The sequence below is a fragment of the Rhodococcus sp. PvP016 genome, from assembly GCF_017832185.1.
In the GTDB taxonomy this organism is placed as follows: Bacteria; Actinomycetota; Actinomycetes; order Mycobacteriales; family Mycobacteriaceae; genus Rhodococcoides.
Genome location: NZ_JAFIBH010000001.1, coordinates 2,353,185 through 2,374,642 on the forward strand (window position 1 = coordinate 2,353,185; position 21,458 = coordinate 2,374,642).

The window sequence follows — 21,458 nt, forward strand, 5'->3', positions numbered from 1 at the left end:
TCAGGCGGCGGACCCGACGGTCGCGCGACGCCGCGGCGCGACGAGACCGGGGTAGGCGCGGTGCACGCCCTTCGCGACGACGGTGGCGACGACGACCTTCACCGCGTCGCCGGGAACGTAGGCGCCCGTGGACGCGATGGCCGCCCCGACACCGAGGTCGGTGCGCACCAGGAGGCCGAGGACGCCGAAGACGTAGATGACGGCGATGCCGCCCACGGCGTTGACGAGCAGACCGGCCCACAGCGGGTAGGACGGGACGATCAGCCGCGTGAGCGCGCCGATGACGAAGGCGCCCACGACCCACCCGACGAGGTACCCGACGCTGGGCGCAGCGAAGACGCCGAGCCCGCCGCGTCCGCCGGCGAGCAACGGCAGGCCGATCGCGACGAGTGCGAGCAGGACCAGTACCGCCGCCGCACCCTTGCGGGCACCGAGAACCGCGCCCGCGGCGATGACTCCGAGGGTCTGCAGGGTGATGGGCACACCGCTGATGCCGACCGTGATGGAGCCGGGAAGGCCGAGTGCCGCGATCAGAGCCGCGAAGACGGCGACCTGAGCGAGGTCACGAGCCGAGAAACGAGGGGACACGGTCGGGACTCCTGTGCGTGGCGTGAGCGAGAACCACTTGAACGGTGTTCAAGTGCGCGGAGTCACGCTAGTGGTGTGGTTGCGCGCGGTGCAACTCCCCGTCGTGTCACAGCGACGCGACGAGGGCGTTCAGAGTGGCGGAGCTGCTGTGCGCGGGGTGCCACCCGAGGTCGCGCTTGGCCTTCGAGGTGTCCATGACGACGGACGTCCGACCCACGTGCACCCACTCCACCATTGACGGGACGAAGGGGAGGGTGCGGATCACCGCCGAGGCCGCGGACCCGAGGAGGGACGGCACCCGCACCGGGAAGGCGCCCAGCGCGGCCGCCACCTGCGACAGGGACACCACCCCGTCGCCCGCGATGTTGTACGGGCCGGGAGGTGCGTGCGTGGTCGCAGCGAGCGCGATGGCCGTCGCCACATCGTCGTGGTGCACCAGTTGCAGCGGATGCCCCGGGTCGGGGAACACCGGACGCACCGCGCCGACCACGGCCCCCAGTGGTGCGGGGAGCTGGGCCGCGATCGAGCGCCACGGCATGGAGTCGGCCAGGGCGGGCGCTTTCGGGCCGGCGACGATGCACGGCCGCAGGACGTACACCTCGAGGTCCGATCCCGCGGTGACCTCGTCGAGGACCTCCTCGAGTTCGGCCTTCTGCTCGGAGTAGTAGTGCTCCTTCGATCCGCGCGTCGGCGTGTCCTCCGTCAGCGGCACCCGGTTGTCCGAGTGATAGCCGTACGCGGCGACGGACGAGGTGTAGACGAGCCGTGTCGGCTTCGCGGCGGCCACCGTCGCCTCGAAGACGGTGCGCGTTCCGGCCAGGTTGATCCGTGAACTCTCGGCACGAGACCCCATGATGAGGAAGGCGAGGTGCACCACGACATCCGCCTCGGCGACGAAGGCGTCCACCGCCTCACGATCGAGAATGTCGCCCTGCCGGTACTCCGTCTTGGTCCAGCCGTGCTCGGCCACGTCGAACGGTCGTCGCGCCATGCCGAGGATGCGGTCCACGGCGGGATCGCGCTCGAGCGCGTCCACCGCCGACATCCCGATCTCGCCGGTCGGACCGGTCACTGCCACTGTGAGTCCCATGGGTCGATGATGCCCGCTGACGTCGAGATTCACGCGGGGTTCGGTCGGAGTGGGAGACTGCGACGATGCAGGATCCGGACCATGTTCTCGGCGCGCTGCGTCGCTCTCCCGACGTCGAGGCGCCCAATCTCCATGCCGTCGACGCCTCCGACCGGCTGATCCTGGCCGAGGCCGCCGAGTCGACCTCCACCGCCGCGCCCGGGACGGTCGTGGTGATCGGCGACCGGTACGGCGCGCTGACCCTCGGGGCCGCTGCCGCGCACGGCCTCACCGGCATTCGCGTGCACCAGGATCCCCTCACCTCGGAGCTCGCGCTGGCTCGCAACGCCGGCACGCTCGGCCTTGGCGACGTGTACACGAACCACGCGTTGGATCGGGAGTTGCTCGACGGTGCGACCGTGGTGCTGCTGCAGCTTCCCCGCGTCCTCGCCGAGCTCACCGAGATCGCCGAAGCCGTTGCCCGATGGGCGGATCCGTCTGTCCGCGTCATCTCGGCGGGTCGACTCAAACACATGAGTCGGTCGATGAACGACGTCCTCGCCGCGAACTTCACCGACGTGGCGGCCACCCGCGCGGTGCAGAAGTCCCGCGGGTTGGTGGCGACCGGGCCGCTACCTCGCGAGAACGCGACGTACCCCGTGTCGACCGTCCTCGCCGATCTGGACCTCACCGTGGTCGCCCACGGCGCCGTCTTCTCCGGGGACCGGCTGGACATCGGCACGCGGTACCTGTGCACGTTCCTCGACCGGATGGCGCCCGACGCGCGCCGCATCGTCGACCTGGGGTGCGGGACCGGCATTCTGGCAGCCCTCGCCGCGCGCCTACGGCCGGACGCGGAGGTGGTCGCCACAGATCGTTCGACCGCGGCGGTGGCGTCGGCGGCGGCCACTGCGGAGGCGTCCGGCGTGCGAGTGACGGCGCGTCGGGACGACGCCATGGCGTCGGAGGCGCCCGCGAGCGCCGACGTGATCCTGTGCAATCCGCCGTTCCACGAGAACGCGGCCGTGCACACCGGGGGAGCAGAGAAGCTGTTCGCAGCAGCACGGACCGTCCTGCGCCCCGGCGGCGAGCTGTGGGCGGTGCACAACTCACACCTGCGATTCCGCTCCATGCTCGCGCGCATGGTGGGGCCGACGGAGGTGATGGGCCGCAACGACAAATTCACCGTCACCCGGTCGATCAGGTGACGGTGAACCGGTCGGCCGCACAGATCAGGCGGGCGTGACTCAGTCGAAGTAGGAGCCCGCGTCCTCGGGGGTCCCGTCGATCTGGCCACGGTGTGTCGCGGAGTTCTCCACCACGACACCGTCCACCACGTCCGCGTCCTTCACTGCGGTACCGTCGGTGCCGTCGTCCTCCGTGGCATCCGCGATGTAGTCGTTCTCGTCGTCGCTGTCGACGACTCGGTCCACCAGTTCCTCGGTCAGGTCGTCGTCGGGTGTCGCCGCCACGGGGACGTCGAGTTCCTCCTCGAGCGGGACGTCCGGCACTTCCTCGGCCAGCTTCTGGTCGAGGCTCTCACCCTCCCGTGCCTCACGCTCGGTGGTGCCGAACTTGTCGGCCTCGGTCCACGAGTCCGGCGGGGTGACCACGTCGTCGACGTCGTCCGTGCCTCGGATCTCGTCCGAGTCGAGACTCTCACTCTGGTCCAGCGTGTCTCCGGGTCCGTCTTCGATGCTCATGAGGGAGAAGGTGCCCGGATCACTCGAGCGACAAACGTGAGCGGACAAACGTGTGCGGACCGTGTGTACTGATGCGGTACTGCGCTGGGGGAACGGCGACGTTCGCCCGGTACAGTCCGTTTTGTCCGATGGGAACTTTTCCGTCGCATCCGAACGTTGAGAGATACACAGGCTCCACCACACGAAAGGGATGAGACACGGTGCGCACTTCCAGCAACCCGGTGTTCCGCAATCTGCCCAAGCAGGCGGGAGGCGGATATGCCTCCTTCGGTTCGGCCGCCGCCGGTGCCGGTGCGGTCACCCAGCAGTACGGCTCCCCGCAGGGACAGCCGCAGCCGTACCAGACCGGTCCGCAGCAGCGTGCGATGACGATCGACGACGTCGTCACCAAGACGGCCACCACCCTCGGTGTCCTCACGGTGTTCGCCATCGCGTCCTACGTGCTCGCGAGCAACAACCCCGGCCTGGCCCCGATGTTCGTCATCGGCGGCGGACTCATCGGCTTCGTCCTCGTCCTCGTGGCGACGTTCGGCCGCAAGATGGACAGCGCGCCCCTGGTGCTCGCGTACGCGGCCTTCGAGGGCGTGTTCCTCGGTGCCCTGTCGCTTCTCTTCACGGGTCCGATGTTCGGTGTCAGCAATGGCAGTTCCCTCATCGTGCAAGCGGTGCTCGGTACGTTCGGCGTGTTCTTCGGCATGCTGATCGTCTACAAGACCGGCGCGATCCGCGTGACCCCTCGCTTGACCCGCATGATCGTCGGCGCCCTCATCGGCGTGGTCGTGCTGATGCTCGGCAACCTGATCGCCAGCTTCTTCATGGACGGCGGCTTCGGTCTGCGCGACGGCGGACCGATCGCCATCATCTTCAGCCTCGTCTGCATCGGCCTCGCAGCGTTCAGCTTCCTGCTGGACTTCGACCAGGCCGACCAACTGATCCGGGCACAGGCTCCGGAGAAGGCCGCCTGGGGCGTCGCGCTCGGTCTGACCATCACCCTGGTCTGGCTGTACGTCGAGATCCTGCGACTGCTGAGCTACTTCAACAACGACTGACGTCAGTAACTCCGATGCCCCTGTTCTGCGCGCTGCGCAGGGCAGGGGCATTGTCGTGTCCGCTGTAGTTCTCACGCGCTCCACCGCAGGGTGTCCTCCGGCCCGTCTTTCGGTGCATCGAGGGTTCTCTCTTCCAGAGAATGACTGTGTCCACGCACGGGCAGTTCGGGCGCGGTGAAGTAGTCGCGACCGCGCGGATCACGGATGTGGATGATCCCGTGTTCCAGTGCGCGGTAGGTCCATTGGCCGCGGGTCTTCAGTCCGTGATGGTGGCGGCAGAGGGGTTCGAGGTTGTCGATGATCGTCCACCCGCCGCGAAGCGGGTCGCTGTGGTCGAACGGGACGATGTGGTCGAGATCGCAGTCGGCGCTGGGCACGCCGCAACCCGGGTGCACGCACGACGAGTACCGGGTGGTGACCGCCATGACCACAGCGTCGGAAGGTCGGTAGGTCAGTGCCCCGGCCGGTGGAATGTGTCGGCCACCATGACCGTCGGGGTTCGGGCCTCTGCGGCGGGCAAGATCGTCGGGGTATCTGTCGGCGAGCATCCGTAATTCGCGCAGATGTGTGTCGACGGTGTCGGTGACTCTGCTGCGGATCTCACCGCCGCGCGGGGTCCACCCGGGTGGGTGGCGGCGGCTGCGCCGCACCTCCCGGAGGTCGGGGCGGGTGTCGGTGTCGTCGGTGAGCGCGTCGGTGATGAGGGCTTGCCAGGTGGCGTCGGCGGCGAGCGCGCGGGCGACGTCAGCGGGAACCGGACCCCACCCGACGAGGTGGCCCGGCTCACCTGCGAGTCCGGCAGCGGTGGCCGCGTCGAGCACGATGCACGCCAGCATCCTCGGCTTCTCGGCGTCGCCGCCCGGGCTGCTGCACTCGGGCATCGTGCACGTGCACGCGGGCCGTTCACCGGTTAGGGTGGCAACAGCCGCGTCGAACAACCTCGCACTGGCGGGTACGTGCTTTGCCTGGCACAGGGTTCGGGCGGTGCCCACGACAGCGCGGCGTGCGGCTGCGATCTGTTCCTGCGGCCCGCGCAGGCGCAACTCGGCCTGACCGCGCGCAAGGCGGCGAACGGTGAGCGTCCGTTCTGCGGTTGCGCGGTTCCGGGCCGTGCGGTGCCACTCGGGATCAACGCGGGCGAGGATGCGGTCGACCGCTGCCGCGACAGCGCCGGTCGTGCATCGTTGAGCGGCGGTGAGGATGTCCTGCACGTTCGCCTCCGTCAACCCGGGTACGCCGGCGAGTGAGCGCACGACGGTTCGGAAGGCGGGGTAGGCGAGGCGGCCGGCGGCGAATGCTTCTCGCACCGCGGGACGTGCGGACGCACTCAGAGCCCGCCACTCCGATACGGCCGACCCCGAGACCGACAACGCGGCCGCGACCTCCGCGGCAGCAGAGGCCTCGACATCGTCGGGGACGAGGGTGTGGTCACCCGATAGTTCCCGGAGCGTCACGGTCTCGACGTACTCGGCGGCATGCAGCACGGTTGCTGCATACCGCGCCTGCGCCGCTGTCTTGTCCGCGATCAGCGACTCCACCGTCACCGTGTCCAACTCGATCACCCCCCCCGGGATCAGGTGGAACACTACCCCGAATCGACCGATGAGTCGAACGTATGTTCGAACAGCGACCTGGACTGGCGGTTCCATCTACGTCTCACCCCGATACGCCGAAAGCCGGCCCCCGACAGGGGGACCGGCTTCCGTGGCGGGACCGACTCAGCTGAGGCGCTCGAGTACCATGGCCATGCCCTGTCCGCCGCCGACGCACATGGTCTCGAGACCGAACTGCTTGTCGTGGGCGCGCAGGTTGTTGAGCAGGGTCGCGGTGATGCGGGCACCGGTCATGCCGAAGGGGTGTCCGAGGGCGATGGCGCCGCCGGAGACGTTGAGCTTGTCCTCGTCGATCTTCAGCTCTCGGGCGGAGCCGATCACCTGCACGGCGAAGGCCTCGTTGATCTCGACGAGGTCGATGTCGTCGATGGTCTTGCCGGCGAGCGCGAGCGCCTTCTTCGACGCGTCGATCGGGCCGAGGCCCATGATCTCGGGCGAGAGGCCCGAGACGCCGGTGGACACGACGCGGGCGAGCGGGGTCAGCCCGAGCTCCTTGGCCTTGGTGTCGGACATGATCACCAGTGCCGCGGCGCCGTCGTTGAGCGGGCAGGCATTGCCGGCGGTGATGGTGCCGTCCGGGCGGAAGACCGGCTTGAGCTGCGAGATCTTCTCGTAGGTGGTGCCGGCGCGGGGGCCGTCGTCGGTGCTGACGACGGTGCCGTCGGGCAGCGTGACCGGGGTGATCTCGTTCTCGAAGTGTCCCTTGGCGATGGCTTCCTCGGCGCGGTTCTGGCTGCGGACGCCCCAGTGGTCCTGCTCCTCACGGCTGATGCCGGTGAGCTGGGCGACGTTCTCCGCGGTCTGGCCCATCGCGATGTAGGCGTCGGGGAGGTTGCCGTTCTCGCGGGGGTCGGACCAGGTCTGACCGCCCTCGGCGATCTTCTCGGTGCGGGCCTGCGCGTCGGCGTAGATGGGGTTCTGGGTGTCCGGGTAGGAGTCGGAGTTGCCCTTGACGAAGCGGGAGACGGTCTCCACGCCGGCGGAGATGAACACGTCGCCCTCGCCGGCCTTGATGGCGTGCAGGGCCATGCGGGTGGTCTGCAGCGACGAGGAGCAGTAGCGGGTGATGGTGGTGCCGGGGAGGAAGTCGTAGCCGAGCTGGATGGCGACGTTGCGGCCGATGTTGAAGCCCTGCTCGCCGCCGGGCAGTCCGCAGCCCATCAGAAGGTCGTCGATCATGGTGGGGTCGAGGGCGGGCACCTTGTCGAGGGCTGCCTTGACCATCTGCGCTGCGAGGTCGTCGGGGCGCATGCTGACGAGCGATCCCTTCATCGCGCGCCCGATGGGCGAACGGGCCACGGACACGATCACTGCTTCTGGCATGGGAGGACTCCTCGGGTTGGCGACGATATGACTGGAGGGTAACTCTCGTCCGGTCGGCCCCCGGTCACTGCAGGGCGTCTCGCGGCCGTAGCCGCGACACGTGGCGGTTGGCCGAGGCGGTGAGGCGAGAGACGAGGCGACGTTGCTCGGCGACGTCCGACACGGTGGGCAACGTGGGCAGGGGGCCGCCCGCCCATTCGCCCAGCGCGGCCGCCAGCACGGGCAGGATCTGCTGGGCAGCGAGTTCGTATCCGGCCGCGGACGGGTGAAAACGATCGGCGGAGAACATCCGCTCCGGCGCCGCGAGGAACTCCGGGGCGAGCAGATCCGCCAGCGCGACGGGGTGGCCACCGGCGGCGAGCGTCGCCGATGTCTGAGCCCGCGCGAGTCGGTGGCCCCATGTCCGCACGACCGCTCGGAGCGGCTGCGGAATGGCGGTGACGACACCGAGATCCGGGCACGTTCCGACGACCACGACGGTGCCCTCCGCCCGCAGGCGGCGCACCGCGGTACGCAGACGCTCCGCCGAGGCCGCCACCGCATGCTTCTTGGTCACGTCGTTCGCACCGATGAAGATGACCGCCGCATCGGGTCTGTCGTGGTGGGCGACGAGCATCGCATCGACCTGACCCTCGAGTCCCTTGGACGTCGCGCCGGGAATGGCCTTGGTGCTCAAACGGATCCGCTTCCCGCTCTCGTCGGCGAGACCCCGCGCGATCAGCACGCCCGGCACCTCGTCCGCGACGACACAGCCCATGCCGGCCGCCGTCGAGTCGCCGAAGATCATCAGGTGCAGGTCGGACTGGACGCCTGGGCGCCACCGCTGTGGGACGCGCGCACCCGGGGCGTACACACCGTCGGCCTCGGGCGGCCGGTCCGTGCTGCGGCCGATCACCGTCCGGGCGGCGGCCGCCTGCGCCAACAGATGCCGGTACGCGGCCCAGGACAGCGTTCCCGCGCCGGATCCCGCGACGACGGTGGCGGCTCCCGCCACCGCTGCCTGTCGCCACCCACCGCGACCCGAGCCGCCCTGCTGCATCGCACCTCCGCTCACCTGTCCGATTCTAGGTGCGCCGACGGTGGTGCCGTGCAGTGCGATCGCCGCAGCACGACGAGGCTCGGTGGGTGCCCGGCCGGACATCTGGGAGGATGGACACATGCGCATTGCAAACAGCGTCGTCGACCTCATCGGCAACACCCCGCTGGTGAAGCTGAACACCGTCGTCGCCCCCGGGTCCGCACTCCTCGCCGCCAAGGTGGAGTACCTCAATCCCGGTGGCAGTTCGAAGGACCGCATCGCCGTCAAGATGATCGAGGCGGCCGAGGCGTCCGGTGAACTGAAGCCCGGCGGCACCATCGTCGAGCCCACCTCCGGCAACACCGGAGTCGGCCTGGCCCTCGTCGCACAGCAGCGCGGCTACAAGTGCGTCTTCGTGTGCCCCGACAAGGTCGGCGAGGACAAGCGCAACGTCCTGCGTGCCTACGGCGCGCAGGTCGTGGTGTGCCCCACCGCGGTCGCCCCCGAGGATCCGGACAGCTACTACAGCGTCTCGGACCGCCTCGTGCGCGAGATCGACGGTGCCTGGAAGCCCAACCAGTACGCCAATCCGGGTGGCCCGCAGAGCCACTACGAGACCACCGGACCCGAGATCTGGAACGACACGGACGGCAAGATCACGCACTTCGTCGCCGGCGTCGGTACCGGCGGCACCATCACCGGAACCGGTCGCTACCTCAAGGAGATGTCGGGCGGGGCGGTGAAGATCATCGGCGCCGATCCCGAGGGTTCCGTCTACTCGGGCGGGACCGGTCGGCCGTACCTCGTCGAGGGCGTGGGCGAGGACTTCTGGCCCAGCGCGTACGACCCGTCGATCCCGGACGAGATCATCGCCGTGTCCGACGCCGACTCGTTCGAGATGACGCGTCGCCTCGCCCGCGAGGAGGGCCTGCTGGTCGGCGGATCCTGCGGTATGGCCATGGTCGCCGCGCTGCAGGTGGCGAAGCGCGAGGGCCCGGACGCCCTCGTCGTCGTCCTGCTGCCCGACGGTGGTCGCGGCTACCTCGGCAAGATCTTCAACGACAAGTGGATGAGCTCCTACGGCTTCCTGCGCACCCGGCTCGACGGCGGCACCGCCGAGCCCACCGTCGGTGACGTGCTGCGCGGCAAGTCCGGTGCACTGCCCGACCTCGTGCACACGCACCCGTCCGAGACGCTGCGCGACGCCATCGAGATCCTGCGTGAGTACGGCGTCTCCCAGATGCCGGTCGTCGGCGCCGAGCCGCCGGTCATGGCGGGCGAGGTCGCGGGCAGTGTCAGCGAGCGCGATCTGCTCAGTGCCGTGTTCGAGGGCCGGGCGAACCTGTCCGACGCCGTGAAGACGCACATGAGTGCGCCGTTCCCGCTCATCGGTGCCGGCGAGCCGGTCTCGGCAGCGACGAAGACGCTCGGCGACACCGACGCCGTCATGGTCGTCGACGACGGCAAGCCGGTCGGCGTCATCACCCGCCACGATCTGCTCGGATTCGTCACCACCGCGTCCTGACACACGGAACTACTGACCCATCCCGACCGGCCTCCGGCCTGCCCGCTCGTTAGGCTGGTGCGCATGAGTGAGCAGCGCAGCAAGTCCGACACGACGTCCTGGCAGGGGTTCTCCACTCGCGCGGTGCACGCCGGGTACGAGCCCGATCCGCTCACGGGCGCGGTCAACGTTCCGATCTATGCGAGCTCCACCTTCGCCCAGGACGGCGTGGGTGGTATGCGCAGCGGGTTCGAGTACGCCCGCACCGGCAACCCGACCCGACGCCCGCTCGAGGCCAACCTGGCAGCCCTCGAGAACGGCCACTACGGTCGCGCGTTCTCCTCGGGCATGGCCGCGACGGACGCCCTCCTGCGGGCGTCGCTGCGCCCGGGCGATCACCTGGTGATCCCGAACGACGCGTACGGCGGCACCTTCCGGCTCATCGACAAGGTGTTCACGCAGTGGGGCATCGAGTACTCGGTGGCCGCGGTGTCGGACGTCGACGCCGTGCGCGAGGCCATTCGCCCCAACACCAAGCTGGTCTGGGTCGAGACGCCCACCAACCCGCTGCTCAACGTCGGCGACATCGAAGCCCTGTCGGGCGTCGCGCACGAGGCGGGAGCGAAGATCGTCGTCGACAACACGTTCGCGTCGCCGTACCTGCAGCAGCCCCTCACGCTCGGAGCCGACGTGGTGCTGCACTCGACGACGAAGTACATCGGTGGACACTCCGACGTGGTCGGCGGCGCCCTCGTGTGCAACGACGAGGAACTGGACGCGTCGTTCGCCTTCCTGCAGAACGGCGCCGGCGGTGTTCCCGGACCGTTCGACGCGTTCCTCACGCTGCGCGGCATCAAGACGCTCGCCCTGCGCATGGAGCGGCACAGCGACAACGCCGAGAAGATCGTCGAGTTGCTGACGGGTCACCCTGCCGTCTCCTCCGTCATCTACCCGGGATCCGAGAGCCACCCGTCCCACGCCGTCGCCGCGAAGCAGATGCGTCGGTTCGGCGGCATGGTGTCGGTCCGTCTGAAGGGTGGCCGCCAGGCCGCGCTCGACCTGTGCGCCCGCACCGAGATCTTCACGCTCGCGGAGTCGCTCGGCGGCGTCGAGTCGCTCATCGAGCACCCCGGAGCGATGACCCACGCCTCCACCGCCGGCTCGCTGCTCGAGGTGCCGGACGACCTGGTGCGCATGTCTGTCGGCATCGAGGACGCCGCAGACCTGGTGGGAGACATAGAACAGGCGCTCGCCTAGGAGCATTCGGGTTTAGGGTTCCAGCCATGGATCTCCTCACCGCCGATCGGCTGGATCGCGCCACCGCGCTGCTCGCCCCGGTCATGCGCCGCACACCCCTCGTGGCGTCCCGTGTCCTGTCCGACCGCACCGACCGTCAGGTGTGGCTCAAGTGCGAGAACCTGCAGCGCACCGGATCGTTCAAGCCGCGGGGTGCGTACAACCGCATCGCCGGTCTGACCGACGAGGAGCGCGCTCGCGGGGTGGTCGCGGCCAGTGCCGGCAACCACGCGCAGGGCGTCGCGTGGGCGGCGTCGGAACTCGGGGCCGCGTCGACGGTGTTCATGCCGAACGGTGCTCCGCTGCCGAAGTTGGTGGCCACCAAGGCGTACGGGGCCACCATTCACCAGGTGGGCACCACCATCGACGAGGCGCTCCTCGCGGCCATGGCCTTCGCCGACGAGACCGGCGCCGTGCTGATTCACCCGTTCGATCACATCGACGTGGTCGCGGGCCAGGCCACCGTCGGTGTCGAGATCCTCGACCAGATGCCCGATGTGGGCACGATCGTGGTGCCGACCGGCGGCGGCGGTCTCGTCGCGGGCATCGCTGCCGCCGTCGCGTTGAGCGGCAAGGACATTCGCATCGTCGGGGTGCAGGCGGAACAGGCCGCCGCGTGGCCCGGTTCGCTCGAGGCCGGCATGCCGATCTCCGCCGAACGGATGTCGACGATGGCCGACGGCATCGCCGTGGGGCGTCCCGGAGCGGTTCCCTTCGCACACGTCACCGAGATGGTGGACAGCGTGATCACCGTCAGCGAAGACGCGCTGTCGCGGGCGCTGCTGCTGTGCATGGAGCGCGCCAAGCTCATCGTCGAAGCCGCCGGAGCGGCGGCCGTCGCTGCGCTCATGGACCACCCCGAGCAGTTCCACGGTGACGGGCCGATCGTCGCCGTTCTGTCCGGCGGCAACATCGATCCGCTCCTGCTGACACACGTCGTCGCGCACGGGTTGCGGGCGGCGGGTCGATATCTGACGGTGCGCATCGTCATTCCCGACCGCCCGGGCGGCCTGGTGGGGGTGCTCGGCGTGGCACGCGACACCGCCGCGAGTGTGGTCGACGTGGTGCACGCGCGCACGGCAGGGCGGCTGGCGATGGACGAGGTGGAGATCATGATGACCCTGGAGACCCGCGGCCCGGATCACCGTGCGGCCGTGCTTTCGGGTCTCGCGGCCGCCGGATACGAGGCCGAAGTCCAGGAGTGATCAGACAGTTCAGGAGTGATCAGGCCGCGATGAAGACCGCGGCCGAGGCGCGATCGACCAGCGTGTCGGAGCCCGCTGCCGCGGCGCGCGACAGCGCGGCCGCCACCACGGGGGAGGACGCGGCCACCGTGGCCGTGGTGGTGGCCGTGCTGGTCACCACCGTGGTTCCCGAGGCGATCGGGACGAGGCGTTCGGTCGAGCCGTCGATCACCGAGATCTGCCATCCCTGTACGGGTTCCGTCCCGGCCACGGCGATGTGGGTGTCGGCCGAGTTCGCGCCGGAGACCGACACCAGTGCGCCGCAGCCGAAGCGGTGTGCGATCGCCGCGGCGATGCGCTCCACGACGACGGCGAGCGCTGTCGCGTCCAGATCGACTGTGGCCCAGCCGGGAAGACGCACGCCGAGACCGTCGATCTCGATGGCGGCATGAGTGTCCGTGCCCGGGGTGCGAAGTGGATCGACGGCGCCGGCCGTCAGAACTGCGGCGGCGAGAGCGTGACGCACCTGGTCCGCCAGGGCAGGGGAGACGCGCACGGTCCGGCCGAAGGAGCGGTTCAGTCGCTGCAGTTCGGAGTCCGTACGGGTGAGTGAGACGATGTCGAGCCACGAGTCCAGGGCGGTGCGCGCCGCGGCTGCCGCGTCGGTGATCACGGCGGCGTCGGTGACGACGACCCGCACGTGGCGGTCGTCGATGTCGAACCCTGCGAATGCCTTCGTGGCGAGACTCATCTGGTGGCACCTCCATGGCGTTCATCGCTCGGCGAGCGCGTGCCCGTTACACGAGGGCTTCGAGCCCGGCGGCCACACGGATGGGACAACGCAGTTCGGCCCCGTACGCGAACGTACGGGGCCGAACGGACATGCGTCGTACGAGGTCAGTTGTGGTACGGCTCTGCGCTCGCGAGCGTGACCTTCATGGTCTTGCCGTTGGGCAGCGAGTACTCGCGCGTGTCGCCGACCTTGGCGTCGATCAACGCGCCGCCGAGGGGCGAGTTGGGGGAGTAGACCTCGAGCTTGCCGTCCCGTGCGCCCTCCTCGCGGGTGGCGATGAGGAACGTCTCGGAATCGGACTCGTCACCGTCGTAGTAGACCTTGACGACCGACCCGGGGAGCGCGACGCCCGACTGGGTGGGAGCCTCGCCGACCTTGGCGTTGTTCAGCAGCTCCTGCAGCTGGCGGATACGCGCCTCCTGCTGGCCCTGCTCCTCGCGGGCGGCGTGGTATCCACCGTTCTCCTTGAGGTCGCCCTCTTCCCGTCGCTCGTTGATCTCCGCGGCGATGACGGGTCGGTTGGCGATGAGCTGGTCGAGTTCGCCCTTGAGCCTGTCGTGCGACTCCTGGGTCAGCCAGGTCACCTGGGTCTCGCTCATCTCGATCACTCCCTCGTGTTCTTCAGAGCCGTTCGGCTCCGGTATTCGTAGGCGGCGTGCGGTGGTGTCACCGAGCCCACACGTGAAAGAGAGCCCGCGCTGGTGCGCGAGCTCGGTCACGAGCAGGGCGTTCCGCCGGGGCGGAACGAGGTCATCGCGAACGGCCCTTGGTTCGAGTGCTCGCGTTACGCCCGTCAATGCAGCAATACACGGCCCCACTGGGTGAGCCGTGTACGAACTGATTTTACCACGAAAGAACTTCGCGGTTTCTTGGTCGGCACCCGACGGTCACCGAGGTGTGAGATGTTCCGGCACGTCGAGGCTGCATCCGTAGAGGTCGGCGAGGCCCGGCGCGGCCGAGGTGATCACGAAGCTGCGGACGTCCTCGGTGCCGTTCTCGGACGCCGGGATCACCACTTCGCGTCGCCCGGTCTCGGTCCCGTCGCGCGATCGAGATCGGATGATGCAGACCGCGGGCTGCGACGGGTCGTCCCTGGTCACGTTCAGACGCACGTCGACGCGGTCCTCGCCGACGATGTCGAACGACACCATGGTCCCGTCCACGTCGGGGGTGGTGAACTTGGTGTATCCGAGGTAGGCGACAGCCACGCCCAGCGCGATGACCAGCAGCGTCAGAGCCACGGCGAGGACACGGGACGGAGCGATTCCCCGACTGGTGGGGTAGCGACCCTCGGGGAGGCTCTGCGGCGTGGTGGACATCGCCGTCGAACTTACCCGCGGACCCGGTCCCGCCTCGGCGGGGTACCGGACGAAGTGGAACTATTGGAGGTGCCCGGACCGGAACCGGAGCACCATCGATAGTTGAAGTGAGGCACACGTGAGCGGACTGCGACTGATGGCAGTGCACGCCCATCCCGACGACGAGTCCTCCAAGGGCGCCGCCACCATGGCGCGGTACGCGGCCGAGGGCAACGAGGTGCTGGTGGTCACGCTCACCGGCGGTGAGCGCGGCGACATCCTCAACCCGGCCATGGATATCCCCGGTGTGCGCGAGCGCATGTCCGACGTGCGCAAGGAGGAGATGGCTGCTGCCGCAGCCATTCTCGGGGTGCGTCAGACGTGGCTCGGGTTCGTCGACTCCGGTCTGCCGGAGGGCGATCCGCTGCCGCCCCTTCCCGAGGGATGCTTCGCGCTGGTCCCGCTCGAGGAGTCGACCGAGGCTCTGGTGCGCGTCGTGCGCGACTTCAAGCCGCACGTCATGACGACCTACGACGAGAAGGGTGGCTACCCCCACCCCGATCACATCCGCTGCCACGAGGTGTCGGTCGCCGCGTACGAGGCGGCCGGCGATCCCGAGCAGTTGCCCGGAACGGGCGAGGCATGGGAGGTCTCGAAGCTGTACTACTCCCACGGCTTCATCCGTCAGCGCATGCAGCTGTTCGACGACGAGATGATCGCCGCCGGTCAGGAGGGGCCGTTCACCGAGTGGCTCGCACAGTGGCCGAAGGATCGCGGCGAGATCATGGAGCGCGTCACCACCCAGGTGGAGTGCGCCGACTACTTTCAGCAGCGCGACGACGCACTGCGTGCGCACCGCACCCAGATCGATCCCAACGGCCGCTTCTTCGCGGTCCCGGTCGACGTGCAGAAGAAGCTGTGGCCGACCGAGGAGTACGAGCTGGCGCGGACCCGCGTGCGCACGTCGCTGCCCGAGACCGACCTGTTCGCCGGGATCGAGTCCTAGATGACCGTGCTCAGCGCGTCGATCATGCTGGCGCAGAACAACACCGGGCCCGAGTTCGGTAAGGCGTCACCCGTCGGTCTCGTCATCATCGTGCTGTTGCTCATCGGTACCGCCCTGTTGGTGCGGTCGATGAACGCGCACTTCAAGAAGCTTCCGGCGTCCTTCGAGCCGGAGGATCCGACGCCGGACCAGGCGGCGGACGAGGGCACGGACCGCGGAGGCTTCCGACCCGAGCGGTGAGAGGCTTCCGACCCGAGCGGTGAGAGGCTTCCGACCCGAGCGGTGATTGCGGTCGGTGTCACGGGGGACACTGCAGGGGTGGCCACCCGTGAGCGCAACACCCTGTCCGACTCGACGAGCCCCTACCTACGCCAGCACGCAGACAATCCCGTGCACTGGCAGCAGTGGGGCGACGATGCTCTGGCGTGGGCTCGCGAACGAGACGTCCCGGTTCTGCTGTCGGTGGGCTACTCGGCGTGTCACTGGTGTCACGTGATGGCGCACGAGTCGTTCGAGAACGACGCGATCGCGGAGATCATGAACGCGAACTTCGTGTGCATCAAGGTCGACCGCGAGGAACGCCCCGACATCGACGCCGTCTACATGAACGCGACGGTCGCGATGACGGGTCAGGGCGGCTGGCCGATGACGGCGTTCCTCACCCCCGATGCGGAACCGTTCTACTGCGGCACCTACTTCCCGCCCACGCCTCGCCAGGGAATGCCGTCGTTCACGCAGCTGCTCGAGGCCATCTCCGAGACGTGGCGCACCCGTCGGGGCGAGGTGCAGCAGGCATCGGCATCGGTGGTGGCGGAACTGCGCAGGACCGCCGCGGGCATCCCGGAGGGCGACCGCGTCGTCGACGCCGCCCTGCTCGACGAGGCGGTGGCGCGCGTCCTGGCGGACGAGGACGTGCCGCGCGGCGGCTTCGGTGGAGCCCCCAAGTTCCCGCCGTCGTCTCTCGTCGAGGGTCTGCTCCGTCACGTCGAGCGCACCGGGTCGGAACCCGCGCGCGCCGCGGTGAGCCGTACCGCCGACGCCATGGCCCGCGGCGGGATGTACGACCAGCTCGGGGGCGGTTTCGCGCGATACTCCGTCGATGCGGACTGGGTGGTGCCGCACTTCGAGAAGATGCTCTACGACAACGCGTTGCTGCTGCGCTTCTACGCTCACCTGGCGCGCCGCGGCGATGCGTTCGCTCATCGTGTGGCCGTCGACACCGCCGACTTCCTCCTGCGCGATCTCGGCACGGACGACGGGTGCTTCGCCTCGGCCCTGGACGCCGACACCGACGGAGTGGAGGGACTGACCTACGCGTGGACACCCGCGCAGCTGGTCGAGGTGCTGGGCCCCGAGGACGGAGCCATGGCCGCACAGGTGTTCGGGGTGACCGACACGGGCACGTTCGAGGAGGGTGCGTCGGTGCTGCAGTTGCGGGCCGAACCGACGGACCCCGAACGTTTCGCGCGTGTGCGTTCCGCCCTTGCCGCGTCGCGGGCCACGCGTCCTCAGCCGGGGCGCGACGACAAGGTGGTGACCGCCTGGAACGGCTTCGCGATCACGGCGCTGGCCGAGGGCGGCGCCGCGCTGGGGTACCGGAACTGGGTCGATGCGGCAGCACGCTGCGCGGACCGCATCCTGGACCTGCACCGCGTCGACGGCCGACTACGGCGTGCGTCACTGGGCGGTGTCGTGGGCGATGCGGCGGCTATCGCGGAGGATCACGGCGCACTCGCCGTCGCTCTCGCCGCGCTGCACCAGGCGACCGGGGAGGCACGCTGGCTGACGGCGGCGGAGGAGGTACTCGACGTCGCGCTCGACCACTTCGCCGATCCTGAGCAGCCGGGCAGCTGGTTCGACACCGCCGACGACGCGGAGACGCTCGTGACCCGGCCTCGCGATCCACTCGACAACGCGACCCCGTCCGGAGCGGCACTGATCACCGAGGCTCTGCTGACGGTGGCCGCGTCCAGCGAGAACTCCTCGCGCTTCGGTGCGGCGGCGGACAGGTCGCTGGCGCGAGCGTCGATCCTGCTCGAGCGGGCACCCCGGTCAGCCGGCCACTGGTTGACCGTCGCGGAAGCCGCGGTGGCGGGACCGGTGCAGGTGGCGATCGCCACGGAGTCGGTCGACGACGACCTCGTACGCACCGCCCGCCGCGTCGCCGCCGGCGGCACGGTGGTGGTCGCGGGTCCGCCCGACTCGGTCCCGCTGCTCGCGGATCGCCCGCTGGTGAGCGGCGAGTCGGCCGCGTACGTGTGTCACGGCTTCGTGTGCGACCGACCGGTCACCGACCCCGAGGACCTCACCGCACTGCTGGTCCGGTGACGCCGGATCAGGTGAAGAGCACCAGCCACACGGCGATGTAGTGACACACCGCGGCGACGACCGTCGCGGCGTGGAAGAACTCGTGATGGCCGAACGTGGTGGGCCAGGGGTTGGGCCACTTGGTGGCGTAGAGGACCGCGCCGATGCTGTAGAACACGCCGCCGGCCACCAGCAGTGCCATCGGTCCGACGCCCACACGATGGGTGAGTTCGCCCGCGACCGGCACGATGGCCCAGCCCAGCACGAGGTACAGGGGCACGCCCAGCCAGCGAGGGGCCGTGGGCCACAGCATCTTCAGAGTGACCCCGGCCAGCGCACCGGTCCAGACCACGATCAGCACGAGGGTTCCGGTGCGGCTCGGCAGCCCGAGCACCGCGAACGGCGTGTAGCTGCCGGCGATGAACAGGAAGATCATCGAGTGATCGGCGCGCTTCATCCACGTCCGGCTGCGCACGGTCTGCCAGTGGACGCGGTGGTACGTCGCGCTCACACCGAAGAGACCACACGTCGCGACCGCGTAGACGGTGATCGCGAGGCCGGCCCGGACGGACACCGCCGAGTAGGCGAGCACCACGAGCACGATCCCGCAGACCACCGACACGCCGAAGGCGTAGAGGTGGATCCATCCGCGCATGCGCGGCTTCACCGGCAGTTCGTCGAGCCCGAAGACAGTCACGAACCTACGGTACCGTAGGTTCGTGATCCGACCGTGGTGAAACTAGCGGTCGCCGAGAGTCAGATCCATGAGTGCGCTGATCGTCTTGCGGTGAACCCATCCGCGCACACCGTCGCTCGCCAATGCGGCCCTCGCCGCGGCCAGTCCCGGTGCCCCGTGCACGCCGCCGCCCGGATGGGCGGACGCGCTCCCCAGGAACAACCTACCGACGGGGGTCTCCGCACGTCCGAGTCCGGGAACGGGCCGGAACACCAACTGCTGCTGCAGTTGTGACGTTCCGCCGTTCACCGCCCCACCGAACAGGTTGGCGTCGTCCGCTGTCAGGTCGCCCGGCCGCTGAACGTGCTTGCCGACGATCGACGCCGCGAACCCGGGCGCGTACTCCTCGAGGACGGTGTCGACCCGCTCGGCGAGCAGGTCGCCCGAGGCGTCGTCCGTCACACCGCGGGGGAGGTGTGTGTACGCCCACGCGCTCTCCGTCCCGGCCGGGGAGCGGGTGGCGTCCGCAGTCGTCATCTGACCGAACAGCATGAACGGCCGCTCCGGGATGCGGCCCGTCACCAGGTCGGCGTTCCACCGCACCAGACCGTCGTCGTCGGCGCCGACGTGCACCGTGCCGGCCTCGTTCAGACTCTTCGAGCGCCACGGGATCGGGGAGTCGAGCGCGTAGTTGATCTTCACCACCGGGGTGTCCCACTCGAACTTCTCGAGATCGGCGTGCACCCGCGCGGGAACCGCGTCGCGCGGCAGCAGCGAGCCGTACAGCGCGGGAGCGGACACGTCGGCGACGACGGCGCGTCGTGCGACGTACGTGTCGCCGCCTGCCGTCCGCACGCCGCGGGCGACACCGCCGGAGACGTCGATCGAGGTCACCTCGGTACCGCAGACGACCCGCGCCCCGGAGCTCTCGGCGCGGCGCACGAGCGCGCTGGTCAGCTCCTGCGCACCGCCGACCGGGACGGGGTAGCCGACGTCCTGCGCGAGCATCGTCAGCAGGTAGCCCATGATGCCGCTCGCGGGTGCGTCGGTGGGGACGTCGGCGTGCATGGCGTTGCCGAGCAGCAGGCACCGCGCCGCCTCGCTGTGGAACAACTCGTGCGCCATCGCTCGGGCGGGGAGCACCGCGAAACGCAGGAACCGCAGCGTCTCCGCGGTCCCGAGGCGACGGACAAGTGTCGCGGCACCCTTGACCGGTGGGAAGGAGCTGCCGAACAGCGAGTGCAGCAGGGGATCGCGGATCCGGTTCCACTGATCCACCACGGACATCCACGACTCGCCGTCGCGCGGATCGTGCTCCGCCAGCATGGCGGCGGTGTCCTCGGGATCGTGGTGGACCACCGGGGCGTTCTCGTCGTCGGGCGAGCGCGGGTGACCGAAGACGACGGGTGAGTGGGTCCAGCGGAGCCCGTGGCGGTCGAGCTCGAGCGCCGTGAACGCCGGGGACGACGCACCGAGGGGGTAGAAGGCGCTGAACAGGTCGCTCACGTATCCCGGGGTGAGCTCGGCACTGCGCACTGCGCCGCCGGGCACCGGGGCAGATTCCAGGACGACGACGTCCCATCCTGCGTCGGCGAGCACGGAGGCTGTGACGAGTCCGTTGTGACCCGCTCCGATCACGACGGCGTCCACCGTCGTGGTGGTCATCGGGGAACCGCGGAACGCTCGGCCAGCAGCGCGAGTCGCCGCGTCGCCTCGGTGTTGCGCGGATACACGAGTGCGTGCTGGACCGACTCGGGAACGAGCGAGAACGGGAGGGTCCGGGCGTGTTCGATCATCTCGATCCGGCACCCCGAGCCTCGCGGCGTCAGGCGCAGGACGATCGTCGCCTTGCCTGCCGGCATCCCGCGCGCTTCGAGTGTCACCTCGCGTCCCTCCGTCATGCTCAGAACCCGCGTCTCGTCGTTCAGTACGACGGGCCACAGTCCGACCGAGTGGTGGATCCGCGAACCGGGTGCGGGGAACTCGGGGTCGACGGCGCGGATGCGCGAGGCACCCACCACCCACGTCGCGTAGCTCCACCCGTCGGAGAGCACGTTCCACACGGCATCGACGCTCGCCGTGGTGTCCCGGACAACAGTCATGACTGCTCCTGTCTCTCGTGTGCGGTCGGTGCCGGGTACCCCGTACGCCACGGAACCATCATGGGGCGCGGTGACGAGTCGGTCACGCCGATCGCGTCGTACTGCGGGCGTAGGGTGATCACCTGCTGAACAATTCTGTCGAAGTGGGGAGCTGGGTGAAGGCTCGCGGTCTGCTGTACACGCTCTACGAGAGGCGCCTGCTGCGTCAGCTCGAGGGCGCTCAGCACCCTCGGCACGTGGCCGTGATGTGCGACGGGAATCGTCGCTGGGCTCGGGAGAACGGCTTCACCGACGTCAGCCACGGGCATCGGATGGGCGCGCTCAAGATCGCGGAGCTGCTCACGTGGTGCGACATGGCCGGCGTCGAGATGGCGACCATCTACCTGTTGTCCACCGAAAACCTGCGCCGGTCACCGGACGAGCTCGACTCGCTGCTCGAGATCATCACCGATGTCGTCGAGGAGATCAGCGGACCGGGAAAGAACTGGTCCGTGAAGATCGTCGGCACGATGGATCTGCTTCCCGCCGAGTCCGCCCGCCGCCTCAAGGAAGCCGCCGCCGGCACGGCAGGTCGTTCGGGAACGCACGTCAACGTCGCGGTCGGGTACGGCGGCCGTCAGGAGATCGCCGACGCCGTGCAGTCGCTCATCGCGGAACGGTTGTCCGACGGTGCCGACGGGGAGGAGTTGCTCCGCTCGGTCACCGTGGAGGGCATCGACTCGCACCTCTACACGTCGGGCCAACCGGATCCGGATCTGGTGATCCGCACGTCGGGGGAGCAGCGGTTGTCCGGGTTCCTGCTGTGGCAGAGCGCGTACTCGGAGATCTGGTTCACCGAGGCCTACTGGCCCGAGTTCCGCCGTGTCGACTTCCTGCGCGCGCTGCGCGACTTCGCCGCGCGGCACCGGAGATTCGGTACCTGAGCGAGA

General features: G+C 69.3%; 21 protein-coding genes. 9 read left to right on the plus strand and 12 right to left on the minus strand.

The genetic code is table 11. The features are described 5' to 3' along the window. The gene (locus JOE30_RS11055; RefSeq protein ID WP_204866673.1) at positions 1–588 is read right to left on the minus strand and encodes a biotin transporter BioY; all 588 of its coding nucleotides are present in this window, start codon (positions 586–588) and stop codon (positions 1–3) included. A gap of 106 nt (positions 589–694) precedes the next feature. Continuing rightward, positions 695–1,678 carry an NAD-dependent epimerase/dehydratase family protein gene (locus JOE30_RS11060; RefSeq protein WP_204866674.1) on the minus strand — a complete coding sequence of 328 codons (984 nt, stop codon included), beginning with the start codon at positions 1,676–1,678 and terminating at the stop codon, positions 695–697. Between the two features lie 65 nt (positions 1,679–1,743). Here JOE30_RS11060 and JOE30_RS11065 point away from each other — a divergent pair, with 65 nt between their 5' ends. Further along, on the plus strand, positions 1,744–2,865 hold the full coding sequence (locus JOE30_RS11065; protein WP_204866675.1) for a class I SAM-dependent methyltransferase: 1,122 nt from the start codon (positions 1,744–1,746) through the stop codon (positions 2,863–2,865). A gap of 39 nt (positions 2,866–2,904) precedes the next feature. Here the strand turns inward: JOE30_RS11065 and JOE30_RS11070 are convergent, their stop codons facing one another. Beyond that, positions 2,905–3,360, minus strand: a complete 456-nt coding sequence (locus JOE30_RS11070) for a hypothetical protein (protein ID WP_204866676.1) — start codon at positions 3,358–3,360, stop codon at positions 2,905–2,907. Between the two features lie 200 nt (positions 3,361–3,560). On the opposite strand from JOE30_RS11070, the gene JOE30_RS11075 reads away from it, so the two are divergent. Beyond that, positions 3,561–4,409: a Bax inhibitor-1/YccA family protein gene (locus JOE30_RS11075; RefSeq protein WP_027503947.1), complete on the plus strand. Its 849-nt coding sequence runs from the start codon at positions 3,561–3,563 to the stop codon at positions 4,407–4,409. A gap of 71 nt (positions 4,410–4,480) precedes the next feature. Here JOE30_RS11075 and JOE30_RS11080 read toward each other — a convergent pair whose 3' ends face one another. The 3 genes from JOE30_RS11080 to JOE30_RS11090 all read right to left on the minus strand — a co-directional run bounded on the left by JOE30_RS11080 (position 4,481) and on the right by JOE30_RS11090 (position 8,384). After that, entirely contained in the window at positions 4,481–5,971 is a 1,491-nt protein-coding gene (locus JOE30_RS11080) for an HNH endonuclease signature motif containing protein (protein ID WP_204866677.1), read from the minus strand. A gap of 156 nt (positions 5,972–6,127) precedes the next feature. Then, positions 6,128–7,345, minus strand: a complete 1,218-nt coding sequence (locus JOE30_RS11085) for an acetyl-CoA C-acetyltransferase (protein ID WP_204866678.1) — start codon at positions 7,343–7,345, stop codon at positions 6,128–6,130. Positions 7,346–7,409: 64 nt separating this feature from the next. After that, a complete protein-coding gene (locus JOE30_RS11090; protein WP_204870285.1) occupies positions 7,410–8,384 on the minus strand; it encodes an SGNH/GDSL hydrolase family protein in 975 nt (324 codons plus the stop codon). Positions 8,385–8,502: 118 nt separating this feature from the next. Between JOE30_RS11090 and JOE30_RS11095 the strand changes: the two genes are divergently transcribed. The 3 genes from JOE30_RS11095 to ilvA all read left to right on the plus strand — a co-directional run bounded on the left by JOE30_RS11095 (position 8,503) and on the right by ilvA (position 12,368). Beyond that, positions 8,503–9,888, plus strand: coding sequence for a cystathionine beta-synthase (locus tag JOE30_RS11095; RefSeq protein WP_204866680.1), 1,386 nt, complete (start codon positions 8,503–8,505; stop codon positions 9,886–9,888). A gap of 63 nt (positions 9,889–9,951) precedes the next feature. Then, positions 9,952–11,124 carry a cystathionine gamma-synthase gene (locus JOE30_RS11100; RefSeq protein WP_204866681.1) on the plus strand — a complete coding sequence of 391 codons (1,173 nt, stop codon included), beginning with the start codon at positions 9,952–9,954 and terminating at the stop codon, positions 11,122–11,124. A gap of 26 nt (positions 11,125–11,150) precedes the next feature. Next, positions 11,151–12,368 carry a threonine ammonia-lyase gene (gene ilvA / locus JOE30_RS11105; RefSeq protein WP_204866682.1) on the plus strand — a complete coding sequence of 406 codons (1,218 nt, stop codon included), beginning with the start codon at positions 11,151–11,153 and terminating at the stop codon, positions 12,366–12,368. Positions 12,369–12,387: 19 nt separating this feature from the next. Here the strand turns inward: ilvA and JOE30_RS11110 are convergent, their stop codons facing one another. From JOE30_RS11110 to JOE30_RS11120, 3 genes are all read right to left on the minus strand, one after another. Next, positions 12,388–13,098 carry an FAD:protein FMN transferase gene (locus JOE30_RS11110; RefSeq protein ID WP_204866683.1) on the minus strand — a complete coding sequence of 237 codons (711 nt, stop codon included), beginning with the start codon at positions 13,096–13,098 and terminating at the stop codon, positions 12,388–12,390. 146 nt (positions 13,099–13,244) lie between these two features. Next, complete coding sequence (gene greA, locus JOE30_RS11115; RefSeq protein ID WP_027503942.1) at positions 13,245–13,739, minus strand: transcription elongation factor GreA; 495 nt, start codon at positions 13,737–13,739, stop codon at positions 13,245–13,247. 288 nt (positions 13,740–14,027) lie between these two features. Beyond that, positions 14,028–14,459, minus strand: coding sequence for a DUF4307 domain-containing protein (locus JOE30_RS11120; protein ID WP_204866684.1), 432 nt, complete (start codon positions 14,457–14,459; stop codon positions 14,028–14,030). A 136-nt stretch (positions 14,460–14,595) separates the two neighbouring features. On the opposite strand from JOE30_RS11120, the gene mca reads away from it, so the two are divergent. The 3 genes from mca (at position 14,596) to JOE30_RS11135 (ending at position 17,772) form a co-directional block, all read left to right on the plus strand. Then, positions 14,596–15,444, plus strand: coding sequence for a mycothiol conjugate amidase Mca (gene mca, locus JOE30_RS11125; RefSeq protein ID WP_204870286.1), 849 nt, complete (start codon positions 14,596–14,598; stop codon positions 15,442–15,444). Continuing rightward, positions 15,445–15,684: a hypothetical protein gene (locus tag JOE30_RS11130; RefSeq protein ID WP_204866685.1), complete on the plus strand. Its 240-nt coding sequence runs from the start codon at positions 15,445–15,447 to the stop codon at positions 15,682–15,684. It abuts the gene before it with no gap. Positions 15,685–15,762: 78 nt separating this feature from the next. Continuing rightward, positions 15,763–17,772, plus strand: a complete 2,010-nt coding sequence (locus JOE30_RS11135) for a thioredoxin domain-containing protein (protein WP_204866686.1) — start codon at positions 15,763–15,765, stop codon at positions 17,770–17,772. 7 nt (positions 17,773–17,779) lie between these two features. Here JOE30_RS11135 and JOE30_RS11140 read toward each other — a convergent pair whose 3' ends face one another. Genes JOE30_RS11140 through JOE30_RS11150 form a run of 3 tightly spaced genes read right to left on the minus strand, consistent with a single transcriptional unit; the run spans position 17,780 to position 20,529 of the window. Beyond that, positions 17,780–18,448, minus strand: a complete 669-nt coding sequence (locus JOE30_RS11140) for a hemolysin III family protein (protein ID WP_204866687.1) — start codon at positions 18,446–18,448, stop codon at positions 17,780–17,782. A gap of 42 nt (positions 18,449–18,490) precedes the next feature. After that, positions 18,491–20,092: an NAD(P)/FAD-dependent oxidoreductase gene (locus tag JOE30_RS11145; RefSeq protein ID WP_204866689.1), complete on the minus strand. Its 1,602-nt coding sequence runs from the start codon at positions 20,090–20,092 to the stop codon at positions 18,491–18,493. Further along, positions 20,089–20,529, minus strand: a complete 441-nt coding sequence (locus JOE30_RS11150; protein ID WP_204866692.1) for an SRPBCC family protein — start codon at positions 20,527–20,529, stop codon at positions 20,089–20,091. Before JOE30_RS11150 ends, JOE30_RS11145 begins: the two co-directional genes overlap by 4 nt. Positions 20,530–20,684: 155 nt before the next feature. On the opposite strand from JOE30_RS11150, the gene JOE30_RS11155 reads away from it, so the two are divergent. Then, positions 20,685–21,452 carry an isoprenyl transferase gene (locus tag JOE30_RS11155; protein WP_204866693.1) on the plus strand — a complete coding sequence of 256 codons (768 nt, stop codon included), beginning with the start codon at positions 20,685–20,687 and terminating at the stop codon, positions 21,450–21,452. Positions 21,453–21,458 lie beyond the last annotated feature (6 nt).